The following is a 19,784-nucleotide window of genomic DNA, read 5'->3' on the forward strand; positions in this document are numbered from 1 at the left end:
ATGACTGAAATTAGCGTAAAATAGATAGGAATGATAAAATAAGGAGAACTGCCTTGAAATTAGAGATATTTGCAGGACAAGAAAAAAGCGAACTTTCAATGATTGAAGTTGCACGTGCTATTTTAGAGGAACGTGGTCGCGACAATGAAATGTATTTCAGTGACTTAGTCAATGATATTCAAACCTACTTAGGGAAGTCTGATGCGGATATTCGTCAAGCATTACCATTTTTCTACACTGACTTGAATACAGATGGTAGTTTTATTCCATTAGGAGATAACAAATGGGGTCTTCGTTCATGGTATGCTATTGATGAAATCGATGAAGAAATCATTACACTTGAAGAAGATGAAGATGGCTCACCAAAACGTAAAAATAAACGTGTTAATGCCTTTATGGATGGCGATGAAGATGCTATCGACTATAATGATGATGATCCAGAAGATGAAGACTTCGTTGAAGAAACCATCGACATTGAATATGATGAAGAAGATCCAGATGATGAAAAATCAGAAGTGGAATCTTACGACTCAGAATTAAATGAAATCATTCCAGAAGATGATATCGAAGAAGTTGAAATTAACGAAGAAGATGATGAAGAAGAAGAGGAAGAGGAAGAATAATTCCTGAGTCAACTGATTTGTGGTTTTACTATTTGACAAACTGCTTAATATAGTTTATATTATTATTCGGGCACCTCTTTATGAGGTCGGATAAAAGCTCCCTAATTATTAGGGGGCTATTTTTATTTTTTCTTTTAGAGAAAAAAGTAATCCCTAGAGTTATCAGGCGACTTATTACGACAGTGATAAGCAATTATTTTTGAAAAGGATGGCATGTTTATGACAAAATATATTTTTGTAACTGGTGGGGTTGTATCTTCAATTGGTAAAGGGATTGTTGCGGCAAGTCTTGGACGTTTGCTTAAGAACCGAGGTCTCAAAGTTACCATTCAAAAATTTGACCCATACATCAATATTGATCCAGGGACTATGAGCCCTTACCAGCATGGGGAAGTCTATGTTACTGACGATGGTGCTGAAACAGATTTGGATTTAGGGCACTATGAGCGCTTCATTGATATTAACCTTAATAAATATTCGAATGTTACAACAGGTAAAATCTACAGTGAGGTCCTTCGTAAAGAACGTAAAGGGGAATACCTTGGGGCAACAGTTCAGGTAATTCCACATATCACAGATGCTTTGAAAGAAAAAATCAAACGTGCAGCCACAACGACAGATTCTGATGTCATTATCACAGAAGTTGGTGGAACAGTTGGTGATATTGAAAGTTTGCCATTCCTTGAGGCTCTTCGCCAAATGAAAGCAGATGTTGGTTCAGACAATGTCATGTACATTCATACCACATTACTGCCTTACTTGAAGGCTGCAGGTGAGATGAAAACAAAACCAACACAACACTCTGTTAAAGAACTTCGTGGCTTAGGAATTCAACCTAATATGCTAGTTATTCGAACAGAAGAAGAAGTTGAGCAAGGCATTAAAAACAAATTGGCACAGTTTTGTGATGTGGAACCAGAAGCCGTTATTGAATCTCGTGACGTTGAGCATTTGTACCAGATTCCATTAAACTTACAGGCTCAAAATATGGATCAAATTGTTTGTGATCATTTGAAATTAGATGTGCCAGCGGCTGACATGACAGAGTGGTCACAAATGGTTGATAAGGTGATGAACCTTAAGAAAACCACTAAAATTGCTCTTGTTGGGAAATATGTGGAATTGCCTGATGCTTACTTATCAGTGGTTGAAGCCCTTAAGCACTCAGGTTGTGTTAATGATAGTGCCATCGACTTGAAGTGGGTTAATGCTAATGACGTCACAGAAGCTAATGTTGCAGAACTGCTGGCTGACGCTGATGGCATTATTGTTCCTGGCGGTTTTGGCCAACGAGGAAGTGAAGGAAAAATTCAAGCCATCAAGTATGCTCGTGAGCAAGATGTACCAATGCTTGGTGTCTGCTTAGGCATGCAATTGACTTGTGTGGAATTTGCCCGTCACGTTCTTAATTTGGAAGGTGCACATTCAGCTGAATTAGATCCAGAAACAAATTACCCAATTATCGATATTATGCGTGATCAAATTGATATTGAGGATATGGGTGGCACCTTACGTTTAGGATTATACCCATGTAAATTAAAAGTTGGCTCAAGAGCGGCGCAAGCTTATAACAACCAAGAAGTTGTTCAACGTCGTCATCGTCACCGTTATGAATTTAACACGAAATTCCGTAAACAATTTGAAGAAGCTGGCTTTGTTTTCTCAGGTGTTTCACCAGATAACCGTTTGATGGAGATTGTTGAATTACCAGAGAAAAAATTCTTTGTTGCTGCTCAATACCATCCAGAATTACAAAGTCGTCCAAACCATGCAGAAGAGCTTTACACAGCCTTTGTGACTGCTGCAGTGGAGAACAGCTTGGCGTAAACGGACAGGTTATGACTTGAAAAAATGCCTTTTCAAGTGCTATAATAACCCCAAGAGGTTATGATATGGTTTCGTTATTTCTACCCCTCCTTGAACGAGTAGGGCTAATTATTCTATTGGCTAATCTATTAATGATTAGCCCTTTTTATAAAAAAATGATGTATCAGAGGGATTCTTACAGAGTTCGCTGGATACTGATTTTAACGTTTAGTGTTTTTGCTATTATTAGTAATTTTACGGGAGTTTTGGTTACAGCACCATTTGAAATTGGCAGTGGTGGCTTGGTTAATCTTTCTTCACACACCTCTATTGCAAACACCCGCACCTTAACCATCGGAATGTCAGGGCTTATTGGTGGGCCTTTTGTCGGCTTTTTTGTCGGTCTCATCTCAGGTATGGTCAGATGGCTTCAAGGGGGAACTGCTCCTTATACTTACTTTATTTCCTCGCTTTTGATTGGCATTTTATCGGGCTTTGTTGGTAGAATAAGCTTGCGCAAAAAAACCTATCCTAAAATCTGGCAAGGAAGTTTGTGTGGTGCATTGATGGAATTGGTTCAGATGCTTTGTATTCTAACCTTTCTACCAGACAAGATTCAAGCTTTAGAACTCATTCAGACCATTGCCTTACCAATGGCTTTGGTTAATGCTCTAGGAACAGGTATTTTCTTATCCATTATTATTGGAACCTTGAGGCAAGAAGAAAGCATGAGAGCTATCCAAACCCACGATGTTTTGGAATTGGCTAACACGACTTTACCTTATTTTAGACAAGGTTTAACCTTTGAATCTGCTGAAAAAGCTGCAGATGAGATTAAAAAATTTATGCGCGTGTCAGCAGTCAGTATGACAAATAGAAGTTCTATTTTAGCACATGTTGGGGCAGCAAGTGATCACCATATTCCGACCAAAAAAATTATCACAGATTTATCGCGTAACGTTGTTGAATCTGGACAAATACAAGTGGTTCACAGCCGTGAGGCAATTGGCTGTCATTACCCAGATTGCCCTTTAGCAGCAGCCATTGTTGTGCCTTTGTTTGTAAAAGGAAAAGTGGAGGGAACTTTCAAGTTATACTTTACCGATGCGGATGATTTAACTTATGTTGAAGAACAATTAGCTAAAGGATTAGGGAATATTTTTTCATCCCAACTAGAACTTGGCCAAATGGCGACAGAAAAAGGTCTTTTAAAAGATGCAGAAATCAAGTCTTTGCAGGCGCAAGTTAATCCTCACTTTCTCTTTAATGCCATTAATACGATTTCTGCTTTGATGAGAGTTGACAGTGAAAAAGCCCGTTATCTGTTATTGCAATTGGGACATTATTTCAGGTCAAACATCACATCAACCCGTCACAATTTAATTTCAGTTGAAGAAGAGGTCAATCATCTTAATGCCTACTTAACCATTGAGCAAGCCCGTTTTCCTGGACGCTTTAGCATTGATTTGGAGATCCCTGATGAGCTGAAAAAAGCTAGTATCCCACCATTTACCATTCAAGTTTTGGTGGAAAATGCGTTAAAACATGCTTTTTCTGGTCGTAAAAATGATAATAAGGTTCATGTTTCTTTGTCTAAAGAAAAGGAGCAACTTCATCTTAGTGTTGTGGATAATGGGCAGGGCATTGCAAGAGAACTATTAGCAAAACTGGGGAAAGAAAGTGTTCCTTCTCTTAAAGGGACAGGATCAGCACTTGAGAATTTAAACCGTCGATTGCATAGCCTTTATGATGATAAGGTTCAGATGCTAATAGGCTCTGATGATAAAGGGACACGGTTTGATATTTTTGTTCCTATTCAGTGGACAAAGGAGGATTAATGAAAGTAGCACTTATTGATGACGAGCCTTTAGCCCGTATGGAATTATCTTATTTATTGCACCAGACACAAGAGGTTGAGCAAATTTTGGAAGGGGATTCTATTGAAGATGCTTTTCAACTCTTGTTAACAGATCAGCCTGATGTTCTCTTTTTAGATATTCATTTAACAGATGAAAGTGGCATTGACTTGGCTAAACGTTTGACAAAAATACCTAACCCTCCGCTTATTATTTTTGCGACAGCTTATGATAATCATGCTTTGGAGGCTTTTGAGGTTAATGCTTTGGATTATGTGTTAAAGCCCTTTGAAGAAACACGTGTCCGCGTAGCTGTTCAAAAGGCAAAAGCTGCTTTAATAGCCAAAAAAATGTCTCAGTCAGCACCTGCTAACAGAGACAATCAGATGGGGCGCTTAACCGTTGAGACAGATGAACGGATTTACTTACTCTCTTTCCAAGATATTATCTACTGTGAGGTGCAGGGTAAAGAAACAACTCTTTACACTAAAACAGGTAAATACATCAGTCAAACAAGTTTATCAGCTCTTGAAAAGCAATTACCAGCGCAGCTATTTTTTAAAGTGCACCGTTCTTATCTGATCAACCAAGATCAAATCATGGAAATTCAACCCTGGTTCAACCAGACCTACCAAGTCACCATGTCAAATGGAGATAAGGTTCCTGTTAGCAGATCTTATTTAAAGGTTTTTCGGGAGAAAGTAGGCTTATAAGCAAGTATTTTGAGGTCCAATCTATGCATTTCGTACCTTCTAAACAGTCAATTATTCCAAAAAGAGCCTAAGGGTTCTTTTTTTGCTTATAATAAAGACAAGAAATCGTCAAAGAGAAAAAAGGAGCTGCAACTATGAAAAAAACCTATTCGATTTTATATCAATCAGTGGTGATTGGCCTCATTGTCTTACTGTCTAAATTAATTGAAAAAATGCTACCGTTTGTGATGCCAGCGTCTGTGATTGGCTTGGTTTTACTTTTCTTAGCCTTGAGCTTTAAGTTCATTAAGTTGGAAGAAGTTGAAGATGTAGGTGACAAGCTTGTTTCAAATATTGGCCTCTTTTTTGTACCAGCGGGTGTCTCTGTTATTAATTCTCTTGGTATTTTAAAAGCTCATTTTGTGCTAGACATCGTTTTAATTTTTACATCAACAGTTATCCTTCTTGTTTCAACAGGTTGGATGACACAGATGATTCTAAAAATGGAACCTCAAAAAGCCTTTCATTTTGCATCAATTTTTACCAAACAGCAGGAATCAAAAGCAAGAAGAAAGTCTTTAGCAACAAGCAACAGTTATAGCAAATAAAGGGATGGTGGACGTATGATAGCAAATCTCATTAACGTTTTAAAAGAGACCACAATATTTGGTGTCTTGTTATCTGTAGGGACTTTCTATATTGGGCAAATGTTGTTTAAGAAATCAAAAGGATTCTTCTTGTTTGCGCCTTTGTTTGTGGCCATGGTTTTAGGGATTGCTGCCTTATTAATCACAGGTATTAGTTTTGAAGATTATAATAAAGGGGGTCAAATCATTAGTTTCTTCCTTGAGCCTGCGACTATTTGCTTTGCTATCCCGCTTTATCGTAAAAGAGATGTTTTGAAAAAAAACTGGTTACAAATTGTTGGTGGCATTAGTTTAGGGAGTGTTGTAGCTGTTTACGGGATTTATGTGATGTCCAATCTCCTTCAATTGGGTAAAGTAGTAACAGCCTCTATGTTACCTCAAGCAGCAACGACAGCGATTGCTATGCCAACTTCTCTAGCACTTGGTGGCTCAGCAGAATTGACATCATTAGCTTGTATTTTAAATGGTGTTATTATTTATGCTCTCGCTAAACCTTTGATTAATTTCTTTAAAATTAATGATCCCATTGCACGAGGTTTAGCCCTTGGAACAGCAGGGCATGCTCTAGGCGTTTCAGCAGCTAAAGATTTTGGACAGGTGGAAGAATCCATGGCTTCCATTGCTCTAGTGATTGTAGGCGTTATTGTCACTGTGGTTGTTCCTATTTTAGCAAATATCCTCTTATAAATAAAAGAGAAAAAAGAGAAAAAAACCTTTCTTTTTTCTCTTTTTTTTAGTAAACTATTTGATATGAAAATTATTCGATTATCAAAGTATTTGGCACTTATCGTTGCCATTTTAGTAACCATTAGTATTGCTGCAAGCTTTTATTTTTTTCATGTGGCACAAGTCCGAGAAAAAAAATCATTTATTAATTCAAGCAGTTTAACAGCTAAAAGTTCCCTTTATGGCATGCAAAAAGCATTTGACCAATTAGAACCTGAGACACGCTATTTAACCAATCGTGGGCATAAGCAAGTGGCTTGGTATTTACCCGCTGAAAGCAATTCCTCTAAAACAGTTGTTATTGTTCATGGTTTTGTTAACAGTAAAGCTAATATGAAACCCTATGCGATCTTATTTAGGGAATTAGGGTATAATGTTCTAATGCCTGATAATGAGGCACATGGCAAGAGTCAGGGGGATATTATTGGCTATGGTTGGAATGATAGAAAAAATCTGATTGCCTGGACAAATGAATTATTAGCAGAGAATGCTAAGCAGGAGATTACTTACTTTGGATTATCTATGGGTGGAGCGACTGTTATGATGGCAAGCGGTGAGCCATTACCCAAACAAGTTAAGGCTATTATTGAAGATTGTGGTTACTCAAGTGTCTGGGAAGAGTTGAAGTTTCAAGCTAAGGAGATGTATCAGCTTCCTGCTTTTCCACTTTTATATCAAGTGTCTGCTCTTTCCAAAATACGGGCTGGTTTTAGCTATCAAGAGGCCAGTGCTGTTGAGCAATTGAAGAAAAACAAATTACCTGTTCTTTTTATTCATGGAAACAAGGATAATTTTGTACCGACTTCAATGGTTTATGACAATTATAAAGCTACAAAAGGACCAAAATCTCTCTATATTGCCAAAGGGGCAAAACATGCTAAATCTTTTGAAAGCAATCCTGAAGCCTATAAAAAAGAAATCAAAGATTTTTTAAGTAAATATCAAAAATAATCTTGACAGTATAACTCATAGTTGATATAATATTTTATGTTGCTAATGAGTAGCGGAAATGGCGGAATTGGCAGACGCGCAGGACTAAGGATCCTGTGACCGCTTTAGGTCGTGGGGGTTCAAGTCCCCCTTTCCGCATCAGATGATGAACTTCGGTTCATCTTTTTTTGTGGCTTAAAAGAGATTGAAAAGTAAGTTAAAACAGGTTTTTCAAGGAATTTAGTGTTTCGAAAACGTTTTATCATGAGCTGACACTAGAAATTTCAGCCTAATTGTGCTAAAATGAACAATGTAACGGGAAATACCCGAAAAATAAGAGGAGGCCTTACAAATGGCAATCGTTTCAGCAGAAAAATTTGTACAAGCAGCTCGTGAAAACGGCTACGCTGTTGGTGGATTTAACACAAACAACTTAGAGTGGACTCAAGCTATCTTGCGTGCAGCAGAAGCTAAAAAAGCTCCAGTTCTTATCCAAACTTCAATGGGTGCTGCAAAATACATGGGTGGTTACAAAGTATGTCAATCACTTATTTCTAACCTTGTAGAATCAATGGGAATCACTGTTCCTGTAGCTATTCACCTTGACCACGGTCATTATGAAGATGCTTTAGAATGTATTGAAGTTGGTTACTCTTCAATCATGTTTGACGGTTCACACCTTCCAGTTGAAGAAAACCTTGCGAAAACAGCAGAAGTTGTTAAAATCGCTCATGCAAAAGGTGTTTCTGTAGAAGCTGAAGTTGGAACTATCGGTGGTGAAGAAGACGGAATCGTTGGTAAAGGTGAACTTGCTCCAATCGAAGACGCTAAAGCTATGGTTGCAACTGGAATTGATTTCCTTGCTGCTGGTATCGGTAACATTCATGGTCCATACCCAGCTAACTGGGAAGGTCTTGCTCTTGACCACTTAGAAAAATTAGCTGCTGCTGTACCAGGATTCCCAATCGTATTGCACGGTGGATCAGGTATTCCTGATGATCAAATCAAAGCAGCTATCAAACTTGGTGTTGCTAAAGTTAACGTTAACACTGAAAGCCAAATCGCTTTCTCTGATGCAACTCGTGAATTTGCACGTAACTACGATGCTAACGAAGCAGAATACGATGGTAAAAAATTATTTGACCCACGTAAATTCTTGGCACCAGGAATCAAAGCTGTTCAAGGCGCTGTAGAAGAACGTATTGACGTATTCGGATCAGCAAACAAAGCTTAATTGAGAATTTAAAATCTATTAAAGCCCTTTTTAAGGGCTTTTTTATGTACGATTGATGTTCTAAAAATTAAGAATAAAGTGAACAGTTTAACTCTCTTTGAAAAAGTAGGCAATATTGTTTGATATTAATGATTAGGATATTTTGGATAGGGTATTATACAATGAGCTAACACTCATTTTACAAATCTTAGGCATTGTAGTAGTCAAAAGATTATTGGCGTCTTAAATCCAAGTGGAGTAGCATACACTTATCAATTCATTAATGGCATTGAAGATCATATCACGGAAGTCCCATATGATGGAACAATGGAAAATCTATTTAAAGAGCTAAAAAAACGCATGAGCTAATGGCTTGGGGGAAGAAAGTTCTAAAATGAAGTTAGCCATCTGAGGGTATGAAAAAACATCTCAAAGAGATATACTTGTAGTTCACCACAAACACAAGATAGGACACTTTGAGATGCATGAACATTATACACCAAAAGGAAAACATTTGACAATAGCTGAGCGTTACTTCATCGAGAAATGGAAGTCAGAAGGAAAGTCCAATAGAGCCATCGCTAACTTGCTAGGTAAAGCGCCTCAAACCATTCATAATGAGGTTAAACGAGGACTTGTCAGACAACAAATTCGTAAAGGTAAATTTGAAATGATTTATCAAGCTGACTACGCTCAAGCTAGCTATGAGAATAAACGACGAAATTCTATTCGTTCTATTGGCTTGGATAAAGATACGAAAGAGAGGATTCTGCACTATATGAGGCAGAACTTTTCACCTGAAATGATGGTGAAGTCGAAAGGTATAGCTGTTCCTGTTTCAACCATCTATTATTGGATTCATAACGGACACCTTGGCATCCATTCTGATCACATCTTGTATCCAAGGAAAAGAAAGGGAAAATCAAAGAAGGCTAGCCCTCGTTTCAAACCTGCTGGTCAATCCATTGAGAAAAGACCTGATGCGATTAATCGTAGACTTGAAAATGGGCATTATGAAATTGATACGGTTATTCTAACAAGGGCTAAGAATGAATGTCTACTAACTCTAACAGACCGCCGTAGTCGTCACCAGATTATCAGACTCATTCCGGATAAGTCTGCTCAGTCGGTCAATCATGCCTTAGAAAGTATAGTAAAGACTCACCCTATTCACTCTATTACAGCTGATAACGGAACTGAATTCAACAGACTTTCTCTTGTCTTTCCAAAAGAAGATATCTACTACGCACATCCCTACGCTTCCTGGGAAAGGGGAACGAATGAGAACCATAACAGACTGATCAGAAGATGGTTACCTAAAGGAACAAAGAAAACGACCCAAAGAGAGGTCGCATTCATTGAAAATTGGATAAACAACTATCCTAAGAAAATATTAGACTACAAATCTCCTAAAGAGTTTTTAACCGCTGGCTAACTTGGACTTGAAATTTAGCAATGGCTTGGGGGATGATTTGAATGCGGAAATCTAAAAGAAAATGAAATATACCTTGCTAAATGATAAGCCATGTGGTAGAATAGTTTAGTATGTGGTGCTAGCACATCAAAAACATATTCTACGTAGGAGGAAACAGATCAACATGGCTAAAGTATGTTATTTTACAGGTCGTAAAACCGTATCTGGTAACAACCGTTCACACGCAATGAACCAAACAAAACGTACAGTTAAACCAAATCTTCAAAAACTTACTGTTCTTATCGACGGTAAACCAAAAAAAGTTTGGGTTTCAGCTCGTGCGCTTAAATCTGGTAAAGTAGAACGCGTCTAATAAAAAAATAAGCCTTCGGGCTTTTTTTTATTAGACAATCGTATAGGAAAGGGCATTTGAATGAGCTTTTGCCTATATTTTTTTACAATAGCATTATTATATGGTAAAATAGATTGATAAAAACTTTTTGAGGTAGTAAATATGACTGTAAAAATGAATACAAATGATGGTCTGATCGAACTATCTGACGACGTTATTGCAACTGTCGTTGGTGGTTCCGCAACGGAAATTTTTGGCGTTGTTGGAATGGCAAGTAAAAGTGCTATTAAAGACAATTTTCAATCACTACTTCGCAAAGAAAACTATGCCAAAGGTGTAGTTGTTAAGTCAACAGATTTGGGTATTTCTGTTGATGTTTATACCGTAATGAGTTATGGGGTTAAAATCAGTGAAGTGTCTAAAAATATCCAAGAACGTGTGAAGTTTAACCTTGAGAGCCAGTTAGGTTTAACTGCAGATATGGTTAACGTCTACGTACAAAATATTAAGGTTGTGGGAGAAAATTAGTGTCAAATATTACAACAAGTTTATTTCAAGAGATGGTTCAAGCAGCTGCTACCCGTCTTGGTAAACAAGCAGAGTATGTCAATTCTTTAAACATCTTTCCTGTTCCAGATGGTGATACTGGGACAAATATGGGGATGACAATGGACAATGGAGCCAAAGAAGTAGCCGATAAACCAGCACAAACAGTTGGGGAAGTTGGACAAATCTTATCAAAAGGTCTTTTGATGGGAGCACGCGGAAATTCAGGAGTTATTACCTCTCAATTATTCCGTGGTTTTGGTCAAAGCATTAAAGATAAAAATGAGCTTAACGGTAAAGATTTGGCACATGCCTTCCAATCAGGTGTAGAAGTTGCCTACAAAGCAGTTATGAAGCCTGTTGAAGGGACTATTTTAACGGTTTCTCGTGGTGCTGCTAGTGCTGCTTTGAAAAAAGCTGACGAGTCAGATGATGCCGTTGAAGTTATGGAAGCTGCTCTTAAGGGAGCAAAACGTGCTTTAGCTAAAACACCAGACATGCTTCCAGTTCTTAAGGAAGTAGGTGTTGTTGACTCTGGTGGTCAAGGACTTGTTTATATTTATGAAGGTTTTATGTCTGCTTTAAATGGCGACTACGTGGCTTCTGAAGATTTTAAAGCGACTCCAGCTAATATGTCTGAAATGATTAATACAGAGCATCACAAGGCTGTAGTTGGTCATGTTGCTACAGAAGACATCACTTTTGGTTACTGTACAGAAATCATGGTTGCTCTAAAACAAGGACCAACTTATGTTAAAGAATTCAATTATGACGAATTCCAAGGCTACTTAAGCAATCTTGGCGATTCTTTACTTGTTGTCAATGATGACGAGATTGTTAAAGTTCACGTGCATACTGAAGATCCGGGACTTGTTATGCAAGAAGGTCTTAAATATGGTTCTCTTGTTAAGATTAAAGTAGATAACATGCGTAGCCAACATGATGCACAAGTTGAACATACAAAGACAAGTGCACCAAAAGCTGAGCCTAAAGAATACGGTTTAATTGCTGTTGTTGCTGGTGAAGGGCTTGCAGAAATCTTCAAAGCACAAGGTGTTGATTACATTATTTCTGGTGGTCAAACAATGAACCCTTCTACAGAAGATATTGTTAAGGCAATCGAAGCTGTCAATGCTAAAAATGTTATCATTTTACCAAACAACAAAAATATCTTTATGGCTGCTCAATCTGCCGCAGCTGTTGTTGATATTCCAGCTGCTGTTGTTGAAACACGTACAGTTCCTCAAGGTTTCACAAGTTTATTAGCATTTGATGCAAGTAATACTTTGGAAGATAATGTTTCAGCAATGACTGAGAGCTTGTCAGAGGTTACAAGTGGTAGCTTAACACTAGCTGTTAGAGACACAACTATTGATGGTCTTGAAATTCACGAGAATGATTTCCTAGGAATGGTTGATGGTAAAATTTTAGTATCTGATGCTAATGTTGAAGCAGCAATGAAAGCAACTTTTGATCACATGATTGATGAAGAGAGTGAAATTGTGACTATTTTTGTTGGTGAAGATGGTGATGATACACTTGCACAAGAACTTGTTGCGTATTTAGAAGAAAAATATGAAGATATAGAAGTTGAAGTTCATCAAGGAAATCAACCGGTATATCCTTATCTAATGAGTGTTGAATAAAGAAAAAATGACCGTTTGGTCATCAGATTGAAGAACACGTCCATTTTGGACATAATCTTCAGTCTTTTTTCTTTTTCTTGGAAAAGAAAAAAACTCTTAGAGATACTGTTATAATAGCATTTCTAAGAGTAAGTATGCCAGTCAATTTCTAAAGTTTCAATTTTTCTTTTGCTGGCAGGGGTGTCTACATTTTAAAATAATTATTTGGATATTTTTAAAGCCTTAGTAAGCGTGATTTTTATTTGACAAATCTTAGAAATGAATTATAATTGTATCATAACAATAAGTCAATCTGCAGCAAATGACATGTGAGCTAGCACTGACATAGGAGGTTTTTATGTTTTATACACTATTTTTCACTTGCTTTTTAGTTATTGTCATCCTTTCTATTATTGGAAGTACCTTGTATGTCGTTAAACAACAAACCGTAGCCATCGTTGAGCGTTTTGGTCGCTATCAAAAAACGGCTTCAAGCGGTATCCATATCCGTATGCCTTTTGGCATTGATAAAATTGCAGCTCGTGTTCAATTGCGATTATTGCAAACAGAGATTATTGTTGAAACTAAAACCAAAGATAATGTGTTTGTGACCTTAAATATTGCCACACAATACCGGGTTAATGAGCAAAATGTAACAGATGCATACTACAAATTGATGAAACCAGAGTCACAAATTAAGTCCTACATTGAAGATGCTCTTCGTTCATCAGTTCCTAAATTGACACTTGATGAATTATTTGAGAAAAAAGATGAAATCGCCTTAGAAGTTCAACATCAGGTAGCTGAAGAAATGTCTACCTATGGTTATATTATTGTGAAAACCTTGATTACTAAAGTAGAACCAGATGCAGAAGTTAAACAATCAATGAATGAAATCAATGCTGCGCAACGTAAACGTGTTGCGGCTCAAGAGCTTGCAGAAGCAGATAAAATTAAAATTGTTACTGCAGCATCCGCTGAAGCAGAAAAAGATCGTCTCCACGGGGTTGGTATCGCTCAACAACGTAAAGCAATTGTTGATGGTTTAGCTGAATCAATTCAGGAATTGAAAGAAGCTAATATTAGTTTGAATGAAGAACAAATCATGTCAATTCTTTTAACAAACCAATATTTAGATACTCTAAATACTTTTGCATCACGTGGCAATCAAACATTGTTCTTACCATCTACACCAAATGGTGTCGATGATATTAGAACACAAATTTTATCAGCATTAAAAGTTAAATAAGAAAAAACAACTAAGACGGAGGGATGTGTCTTAGTTGTTTTTTTTGTCTGACTTAATAGACTAAGGCATTATTTTTTCCCTTGTCTCTTATGCTCATGAATAATTTTCAAGGCACGTTTTTTGGTTTTTATATTTGGACTTTTCAGTCTACGATAAGCTGACGCGAGGTCAGTTTTTTCAGCCATATCAACCTCCTTGTGATAATTTATTAACGTTAATATAGCAAGTATAACACAAAACACTTAACTGGTAAAGTAATTTGCGCAAATAGATTGAAAAATTCTCTCAAAAATGCCTTGATCTATTATCAGACCAAGGCATTTTTGCTAATCTAAGAAGTTACCGTTTTTAGGAGGCATCTTGATAGAGAATTTTTATAAATTTATTTCAAAAAACGTTGCAAGAATTCTTTTGTTCGATCTTGACTTGGATTCTCAAAAATTTGTTGAGGGCTACCTTCTTCAGCAATTAACCCTTTATCCATAAAGATAACACGGTCTGAAACGTCACGAGCAAAGTCCATTTCGTGCGTAACGATAATCATTGTAAGACCTGATTTTGCAAGGTCTTGCATGGTTTTAAGAACCTCACCGACCATTTCAGGGTCAAGTGCTGATGTAGGTTCGTCAAAAAGCATAGCTTCCGGATTAACGGATAAGGCACGTGCGATAGCAACACGTTGTTTTTGACCGCCTGATAGTTGTTTGGGTTTGGCTAGCCAATATTGTTCGGTCATGCCAACACGGTTCAGGTTTTCTTTGGCGATTTCTTCTGCTTCAGATCGGCTACGTTTTAATACGGTGGTTTGGGCAACAATAGCATTTTCTAAAACGTTAAGGTTTTCAAAAAGGTTAAAGGATTGGAAAACCATTCCTAACTTTTCACGGTAATGAGATAAATTGTAGTTGCCATCTAAAACGTTCTTACCATGGAATAAAATATCACCAGCAGTTGGTTCTTCTAAAAGATTAATTGATCGAAGAAGAGTTGATTTTCCAGAACCAGATGAACCAATAATTGAGATAACTTCACCTTTATTTACGGAAAGTGAAATATCTTTTAAAACTTCATTTTGGCCATAAGATTTTTTTAAATGATGGATTTCAATAATAGGGTTAGACATTGCCGACCTCCTTCACTTGCATTTGGTTGGCACCAGTTGTGTATGTGTCTGAATCAAAACGGCGTTCAATATAACGAAGAATTCTTGTAACAGTAAAGGTTAAAATGAAGTAGATAACTGCGATAACAGAGAATGTTTGGAAGTATTGATAGTTTTGAGTTGCAATGGTGTTACCAGAGAAGTAAAGTTCTACTACAGAGATAACATTTAAAACGGATGTGTCTTTAATATTAATAACAAACTCGTTACCAGTAGCAGGGAGAATGTTTCGAACGACTTGCGGAAGTACAATCTTTCGCATGGTTTGCCCATGTGTAAAACCTAGAGCTGTAGCTGCTTCAAACTGACCTTTATCAACAGCGAAGATTCCACCACGAACAATTTCACTCATGTAAGCTCCGGTATTGATAGAAACAATTAAGATAGCTGCTAAAGTACGATCAATAGAAACACCAAAAGCTTGCGCAGTTCCGTAATAAATAACCATTGATTGAACAATCATAGGAGTGCCACGGAAAACTTCAATATAAACATTTAGGAACCATCCAAAGAGTTTTTGGAAAAAGGCAGCCAGTTTATGTTTTGCTTTAGGAGCAGTCCTGTAAATACCAATTAATAGTCCGATAAAAAGTCCTGAAATGGTACCGACCATTGAAATAAGAAGTGTTAAACCTGTACCTCTAAGGAATTGGCGCCAATTTTTTTGGAGAATTGACCACATTTGCGCGAAGAATGACGGTTTTGTAGCATCATCTTTTTTTTCTTTAGGTTGTTGAGCAACCATTTTATCCATTAAGTTGAGGCGGTCTTTGTCGCTTAATTTTGATAAGACAATGTTTACAGCATTGATTCGAGGATCATCTTTTCTCATCCCGACCGCAATGGCAGCATCAGACTCTGACACGGTGAATCCTTTTTCTAAGGTCACCATTTTAAAGGATGAGTTAGCATTTTGAGCTGTCATGGCTTCAGGTCTTTCAGAGATGTAACCGTCAATCACACCAGATGACAGTGCTTGGCGCATTTGGGAGAAGTCTCCCATTGGTGTTTGTGCTTTAACCCCTTTTATTTGAGAGATTAAAATGACGTGCCACACGCCTTGTTGGGCTGTGATTTTTGCTTCTGAAAAATCAGAAAGTGTTTTGGCTTTAGCATATTTGCTATCTGATGCAACAACTAAGACAGGTTCACTGGTATAGTAACTGTCAGAGAAACTAATTTCTTTTTTGCGTTCTTGCGTTGGACTCATCCCGGCAGCAATCAGATCGATTTTACCAGAAGTAAGTGCTGGAATTAAGCCTGTCCAAGAGGTTTTAACAACAAGTAAGTCTTTGCCCATTGAAGCAGCAACTCTCTTTGCGATTTGAACATCATAACCATTAGCGAATTGTTTTGTTCCTTCAATTGGAACGGCTCCATTTGAATTATCGTCTTGTGTCCAGTTAAAGGGGGCGTAGGCTGCTTCCATCCCAACACGAAGGTATTGGTCTGCTGCGACACTACTAATTCCTCCAAAGAGCAATAAGAGTGCTGCAAAGCAGCTCATAAATAGCTTTTTCATAAATGACTCCTGTTTCAAATATTATATCTCTTTATTTTACAGTAAATAGATGTTGATTTCAATGTTTATTACTTTGTAAGTTGGAAAAATATTCATTTTTTTGAGTAAAAATAAATGACAAGTTCGTTCTTCTGGCATCGTTTTATGGTGAATAAGTGATAAAATGGTGGAAAGGTGCTTAACATAAAACATACTAGTATTATTGTCACTTACTGAAAGTTAAGTCTAATGATATAGTGCTGACTAGATGATTAACTTTTATCCATCTCATTTCATTTTCAATGAAAAAAGCTTTAGATAACAATTTTTTAACTGTTGAATCGCTTCTGGCATGGTAATTGGTAGATTTTGGAAGTATTTTTTTTGCGAGAGAAGTAAAAGAAGGGGAAGGTTCGAAATTTTTCTTTGAAAACCAATGAGAATGGCAGAATTTTTCTTAACTTTCTGCTACAATAAGTCTATTAAGTTATCAAGGAGCTAACATGTTATTTATTGAATTACTAAAAGCTATTTTCTTTGGGATTGTTGAAGGTATTACAGAGTGGCTGCCGATTTCCAGTACAGGCCATTTAATTTTGGTTCAAGAATTTGTTAAAATGAATCAAGATAAGGCCTTTATGGACATGTTTAATATTGTGATTCAATTAGGAGCTATTATTGCTGTAATGGTTATTTATTTTGAGAGACTCAATCCATTTCAGCCTGGGAAAACAGCTCGTGAAGTGCAATTGACTTGGCAATTATGGTTGAAAGTTGTTATTGCTTGTGTGCCATCTGCTATTTTTGGCTTATTGCTTGATGACTGGATGGAAGCTCATTTTTATAACTTTGTTGTCGTTGCTTTAATGCTTATTCTTTACGGCTTTGCCTTTATCTGGATTGAAAAACGCAATGAACATCAAGAAGCTCAAGTAAAGGATTTGGCAAAAATGACTTATAAAACTGCCTTTTTAATCGGCTGTTTTCAAGTTTTGAGTATTGTTCCAGGAACTAGTCGTTCAGGGGCTACTATTTTAGGGGCTATTTTCTTAGGAACCAGTCGTATAGTCGCTGCTGACTTCACCTTTTTCTTAGCTATTCCGACAATGTTTGGCTACAGTGGCTTGAAAGCACTTAAGTTTTTCCTTGATGGGAATCACTTAGCATTCTCGCAATTGCTTATTTTAATTGTTGCTAGTTTAACAGCTTTTGTCGTCAGTCTTTATGCTATTCGATTCCTGACAGATTATGTTAAGAAACATGATTTTACTCTTTTTGGAAAATATCGGATTGTGCTTGGCTCTATTTTAATCCTTTATTTCCTTGTGTCACTATTTGTTTAAGAAGATATTCCAGCTTAAAACGAGCTGGGATTTTCTTTTAGTCCTCATTTTGCCTTGAAAATTGCGAAAAATCGGTATTTCTAGTATAATAGAATAACTACGCGTGCGAGGTATATACTATGGAGATGAAACAGATTAGCGAAACGACGCTAAAAATAACAATCAGCATGGATGATTTAGAAGAAAGAGGAATGGAGCTTAAAGATTTTTTAATTCCTCAAGAAAAAACAGAAGAGTTTTTCTATGCGGTTATGGATGAGTTAGATTTACCAGATAATTTTAAAGATAGTGGTATGTTAAGTTTTCGAGTGACACCACGTAAAGACAGACTAGATGTGTTTGTTACTAAATCTGATATTAATAAAGACCTTAACTTTGAAGACTTATCTGATTTGGGTGATATTTCCCAAATGAGTCCAGAAGATTTCTTCAAAAGCATTGAAAAAGCAATGATGGAAAAGGGCGATGTTAATGCACATGAAAAACTTGAAAAAATCGAAGAAATGATGGAGGAAGCTATCAATACCAGTCAAGAAAATGCTGAGCCTACTCAGACACAGGTTGAAAGCGAACCGCAAGTTTTAGATTATGTGCATTATGTTTTAGACTTTGACAACATAACAGAGGCAGTGACTTTTGCCAAAACTCTTGATTTTTCGATTGAAGCTTCGGAATTGTATAAAGATGGTGGCCGCTACCATATGACTATTTTATTGGATGTTCAAAATCAACCGTCTTATTATGCCAACATTATGTATGCTCGTCTTATTGAACATGCTAGTGCAGGTACACGTACAAGAGCTTATTTGCAGGAGCATGCGAGTCAATTAATTGATGATAATGCTATCGAACAACTACAAAGAATTGAATTGGTAGATTAATGATGTTTCCTTTTACATTTGATTATGTTTTGGTATTAATTGGAGCTTTACTGATATCCATTATATTAACACCTTTTGTACGCTTACTTTCTTTCAAAGTTGGCGCGGTTGACAATCCTAATGCAAGACGAGTCAATAAGGTTCCTATGCCAAGTGGTGGTGGCTTAGCCATTTTTATTTCATTTGTGGTAGCGACCTTGTTCTTTATGACAGTAGCTTCTTCGGATTTATTTCTAGGTGGGACCTCTTATTTCACCTATATATTACCGGTTGTTATTGGAGCGGCAATTGTAACCTTAACAGGATTTCTTGATGATGTTTTTGAAATCAGCCCTAAACTAAAAATGTTGGGAATTTTTTTAGGAGCCACAATTATTTGGGGGTTTACAGATTTTCGGTTTGATAGTTTTAAGATTCCATTTGGAGGCCCTTTTCTTGTTTTTGGGCCAATTCTTACCTTTATTTTAACCATTTTATGGATTATTTCCATAACCAATGCCATTAATTTAATTGATGGTTTAGATGGTCTTGTTAGTGGTGTTTCAATTATTAGTCTGTTGACCATGGCAATTGTTTCGTATTTTTTCTTGCCACAAAGAGATTTTTATTTGACCGTCACTATCTTAATTTTGATTGCCTCAATCACAGGTTTCTTTCCTTATAATTATCATCCGGCAATGATTTATTTAGGCGATACTGGAGCACTCTTTATAGGATTTATGATTGGTGTCTTATCTCTCCAAGGCTTGAAAAATGCCACTGCTGTTGTTGTTGTGACACCTGTTATCATTTTAGGCGTTCCGATTATGGATACATTAGTTGCTATTATCCGTCGCAGTTTATCTGGTCAAAAATTCTATGAACCAGACAAGATGCATTTGCACCATCGTTTGCTTTCTATGGGGTTCACCCATCGCGGAGCAGTCTTGGTGATCTACGGGATTGCCATGTTGTTTTCTCTTATTTCATTATTACTCAATGTCTCAAGCAGAATTGGTGGCTTACTATTAATGTTTGGACTCTTGTTTGGCTTGGAAGTTTTCATTGAAGGTTTGGAAATCTGGGGTGAAAAACGAACACCACTTTTTAACTTTTTGAAGTTTCTCGGTAATAATGATTTTCGTCATAAACAACTCAAAAAATGGGAAAATCGGAAAAAATAATTGAAACAAGAAAAAGGCTGTATAAGTCTTTTTTTGCTATAATTAAGTTATTGAA

General features: G+C 36.9%; 19 protein-coding genes and 1 tRNA gene. 17 read left to right on the plus strand and 3 right to left on the minus strand.

The features are described from left to right. The first annotated feature begins 53 nt into the window (after nt 1–53). The 14 genes from rpoE (at nt 54) to Q9317_RS02265 (ending at nt 13,679) form a co-directional block, all read left to right on the plus strand. Nucleotides 54–623, plus strand: coding sequence for a DNA-directed RNA polymerase subunit delta (gene rpoE, locus Q9317_RS02200; RefSeq protein ID WP_003100823.1), 570 nt, complete (start codon nt 54–56; stop codon nt 621–623). 219 nt (nt 624–842) lie between these two features. Next, entirely contained in the window at nt 843–2,450 is a 1,608-nt protein-coding gene (pyrG, locus tag Q9317_RS02205) for a CTP synthase (RefSeq protein ID WP_003100826.1), read from the plus strand. A gap of 65 nt (nt 2,451–2,515) precedes the next feature. Further along, nucleotides 2,516–4,267 (plus strand): sensor histidine kinase, encoded by a 1,752-nt coding sequence (locus tag Q9317_RS02210; protein ID WP_003100828.1) that lies wholly within the window; start codon nt 2,516–2,518, stop codon nt 4,265–4,267. Then, nucleotides 4,267–4,998, plus strand: coding sequence for a LytR/AlgR family response regulator transcription factor (locus Q9317_RS02215; protein ID WP_003100829.1), 732 nt, complete (start codon nt 4,267–4,269; stop codon nt 4,996–4,998). Before Q9317_RS02210 ends, Q9317_RS02215 begins: the two co-directional genes overlap by 1 nt. 134 nt (nt 4,999–5,132) lie before the next feature. Further along, entirely contained in the window at nt 5,133–5,585 is a 453-nt protein-coding gene (gene lrgA, locus Q9317_RS02220) for an antiholin-like murein hydrolase modulator LrgA (protein WP_003100830.1), read from the plus strand. A 15-nt stretch (nt 5,586–5,600) separates the two neighbouring features. Continuing rightward, entirely contained in the window at nt 5,601–6,311 is a 711-nt protein-coding gene (gene lrgB / locus Q9317_RS02225; protein ID WP_003100832.1) for an antiholin-like protein LrgB, read from the plus strand. A gap of 63 nt (nt 6,312–6,374) precedes the next feature. Continuing rightward, complete coding sequence (locus tag Q9317_RS02230; RefSeq protein ID WP_003100833.1) at nt 6,375–7,301, plus strand: alpha/beta hydrolase; 927 nt, start codon at nt 6,375–6,377, stop codon at nt 7,299–7,301. A gap of 52 nt (nt 7,302–7,353) precedes the next feature. Then, nucleotides 7,354–7,439 (plus strand) — tRNA-Leu (locus Q9317_RS02235). A 193-nt stretch (nt 7,440–7,632) separates the two neighbouring features. Continuing rightward, entirely contained in the window at nt 7,633–8,514 is an 882-nt protein-coding gene (locus Q9317_RS02240) for a class II fructose-bisphosphate aldolase (RefSeq protein ID WP_003100835.1), read from the plus strand. A 460-nt stretch (nt 8,515–8,974) separates the two neighbouring features. Beyond that, entirely contained in the window at nt 8,975–9,928 is a 954-nt protein-coding gene (locus Q9317_RS02245; RefSeq protein WP_003098612.1) for an IS30 family transposase, read from the plus strand. Between the two features lie 163 nt (nt 9,929–10,091). After that, on the plus strand, nt 10,092–10,280 hold the full coding sequence (gene rpmB, locus Q9317_RS02250; RefSeq protein WP_003100836.1) for a 50S ribosomal protein L28: 189 nt from the start codon (nt 10,092–10,094) through the stop codon (nt 10,278–10,280). A gap of 141 nt (nt 10,281–10,421) precedes the next feature. Continuing rightward, nucleotides 10,422–10,787, plus strand: a complete 366-nt coding sequence (locus tag Q9317_RS02255) for an Asp23/Gls24 family envelope stress response protein (RefSeq protein ID WP_003100837.1) — start codon at nt 10,422–10,424, stop codon at nt 10,785–10,787. Further along, the gene (locus Q9317_RS02260) at nt 10,787–12,451 is read left to right on the plus strand and encodes a DAK2 domain-containing protein (protein ID WP_121791487.1); all 1,665 of its coding nucleotides are present in this window, start codon (nt 10,787–10,789) and stop codon (nt 12,449–12,451) included. The genes Q9317_RS02255 and Q9317_RS02260 overlap by 1 nt, the downstream gene beginning before the upstream one ends. Nucleotides 12,452–12,788: 337 nt before the next feature. Further along, nucleotides 12,789–13,679, plus strand: a complete 891-nt coding sequence (locus Q9317_RS02265) for an SPFH domain-containing protein (RefSeq protein WP_003100840.1) — start codon at nt 12,789–12,791, stop codon at nt 13,677–13,679. Between the two features lie 68 nt (nt 13,680–13,747). On the opposite strand, the gene Q9317_RS02270 is transcribed toward Q9317_RS02265, so the two are convergent. From Q9317_RS02270 to Q9317_RS02280, 3 genes are all read right to left on the minus strand, one after another. Then, nucleotides 13,748–13,864: a putative metal homeostasis protein gene (locus Q9317_RS02270; RefSeq protein ID WP_016355825.1), complete on the minus strand. Its 117-nt coding sequence runs from the start codon at nt 13,862–13,864 to the stop codon at nt 13,748–13,750. Between the two features lie 197 nt (nt 13,865–14,061). Then, nucleotides 14,062–14,802 (minus strand): amino acid ABC transporter ATP-binding protein, encoded by a 741-nt coding sequence (locus Q9317_RS02275; protein ID WP_003100842.1) that lies wholly within the window; start codon nt 14,800–14,802, stop codon nt 14,062–14,064. Beyond that, a complete protein-coding gene (locus Q9317_RS02280; RefSeq protein WP_003100845.1) occupies nt 14,795–16,363 on the minus strand; it encodes an ABC transporter substrate-binding protein/permease in 1,569 nt (522 codons plus the stop codon). Before Q9317_RS02280 ends, Q9317_RS02275 begins: the two co-directional genes overlap by 8 nt. Before the next feature lie 482 nt (nt 16,364–16,845). Here Q9317_RS02280 and Q9317_RS02285 point away from each other — a divergent pair, with 482 nt between their 5' ends. From Q9317_RS02285 to Q9317_RS02295, 3 genes are all read left to right on the plus strand, one after another. Further along, entirely contained in the window at nt 16,846–17,685 is an 840-nt protein-coding gene (locus Q9317_RS02285) for an undecaprenyl-diphosphate phosphatase (RefSeq protein ID WP_003100846.1), read from the plus strand. Between the two features lie 119 nt (nt 17,686–17,804). Next, the gene (mecA, locus tag Q9317_RS02290) at nt 17,805–18,566 is read left to right on the plus strand and encodes an adaptor protein MecA (RefSeq protein WP_003100848.1); all 762 of its coding nucleotides are present in this window, start codon (nt 17,805–17,807) and stop codon (nt 18,564–18,566) included. Nucleotides 18,567–18,568: 2 nt separating this feature from the next. Beyond that, the gene (locus Q9317_RS02295; RefSeq protein ID WP_016355826.1) at nt 18,569–19,729 is read left to right on the plus strand and encodes a glycosyltransferase family 4 protein; all 1,161 of its coding nucleotides are present in this window, start codon (nt 18,569–18,571) and stop codon (nt 19,727–19,729) included. The last annotated feature ends 55 nt before the right edge of the window (nt 19,730–19,784 follow it).

Origin of the sequence: Streptococcus iniae (genome assembly GCF_030732225.1) — a bacterium.
Taxonomy (GTDB): Bacteria; Bacillota; Bacilli; order Lactobacillales; family Streptococcaceae; genus Streptococcus; species Streptococcus iniae.

Bases quoted from the DNA above. Each gene is read 5' to 3' on its own strand.
- Q9317_RS02285 (WP_003100846.1), top strand. From the start codon at position 16,846: ATGTTATTTATTGAATTACTAAAAGCTATTTTCTTTGGGATTGTTGAA.
- lrgB (WP_003100832.1), top strand. From the start codon at position 5,601: ATGATAGCAAATCTCATTAACGTTTTAAAAGAGACCACAATATTTGGT.
- Q9317_RS02265 (WP_003100840.1), top strand. From the start codon at position 12,789: ATGTTTTATACACTATTTTTCACTTGCTTTTTAGTTATTGTCATCCTT.
- Q9317_RS02275 (WP_003100842.1), bottom strand. From the start codon at position 14,802: ATGTCTAACCCTATTATTGAAATCCATCATTTAAAAAAATCTTATGGC.
- Q9317_RS02270 (WP_016355825.1), bottom strand. From the start codon at position 13,864: ATGGCTGAAAAAACTGACCTCGCGTCAGCTTATCGTAGACTGAAAAGT.
- pyrG (WP_003100826.1), top strand. From the start codon at position 843: ATGACAAAATATATTTTTGTAACTGGTGGGGTTGTATCTTCAATTGGT.
- Q9317_RS02255 (WP_003100837.1), top strand. From the start codon at position 10,422: ATGACTGTAAAAATGAATACAAATGATGGTCTGATCGAACTATCTGAC.
- Q9317_RS02215 (WP_003100829.1), top strand. From the start codon at position 4,267: ATGAAAGTAGCACTTATTGATGACGAGCCTTTAGCCCGTATGGAATTA.
- Q9317_RS02245 (WP_003098612.1), top strand. From the start codon at position 8,975: ATGCATGAACATTATACACCAAAAGGAAAACATTTGACAATAGCTGAG.
- Q9317_RS02240 (WP_003100835.1), top strand. From the start codon at position 7,633: ATGGCAATCGTTTCAGCAGAAAAATTTGTACAAGCAGCTCGTGAAAAC.
- Q9317_RS02295 (WP_016355826.1), top strand. From the start codon at position 18,569: ATGTTTCCTTTTACATTTGATTATGTTTTGGTATTAATTGGAGCTTTA.
- Q9317_RS02280 (WP_003100845.1), bottom strand. From the start codon at position 16,363: ATGAAAAAGCTATTTATGAGCTGCTTTGCAGCACTCTTATTGCTCTTT.
- Q9317_RS02210 (WP_003100828.1), top strand. From the start codon at position 2,516: ATGGTTTCGTTATTTCTACCCCTCCTTGAACGAGTAGGGCTAATTATT.
- rpmB (WP_003100836.1), top strand. From the start codon at position 10,092: ATGGCTAAAGTATGTTATTTTACAGGTCGTAAAACCGTATCTGGTAAC.
- mecA (WP_003100848.1), top strand. From the start codon at position 17,805: ATGGAGATGAAACAGATTAGCGAAACGACGCTAAAAATAACAATCAGC.
- lrgA (WP_003100830.1), top strand. From the start codon at position 5,133: ATGAAAAAAACCTATTCGATTTTATATCAATCAGTGGTGATTGGCCTC.
- Q9317_RS02230 (WP_003100833.1), top strand. From the start codon at position 6,375: ATGAAAATTATTCGATTATCAAAGTATTTGGCACTTATCGTTGCCATT.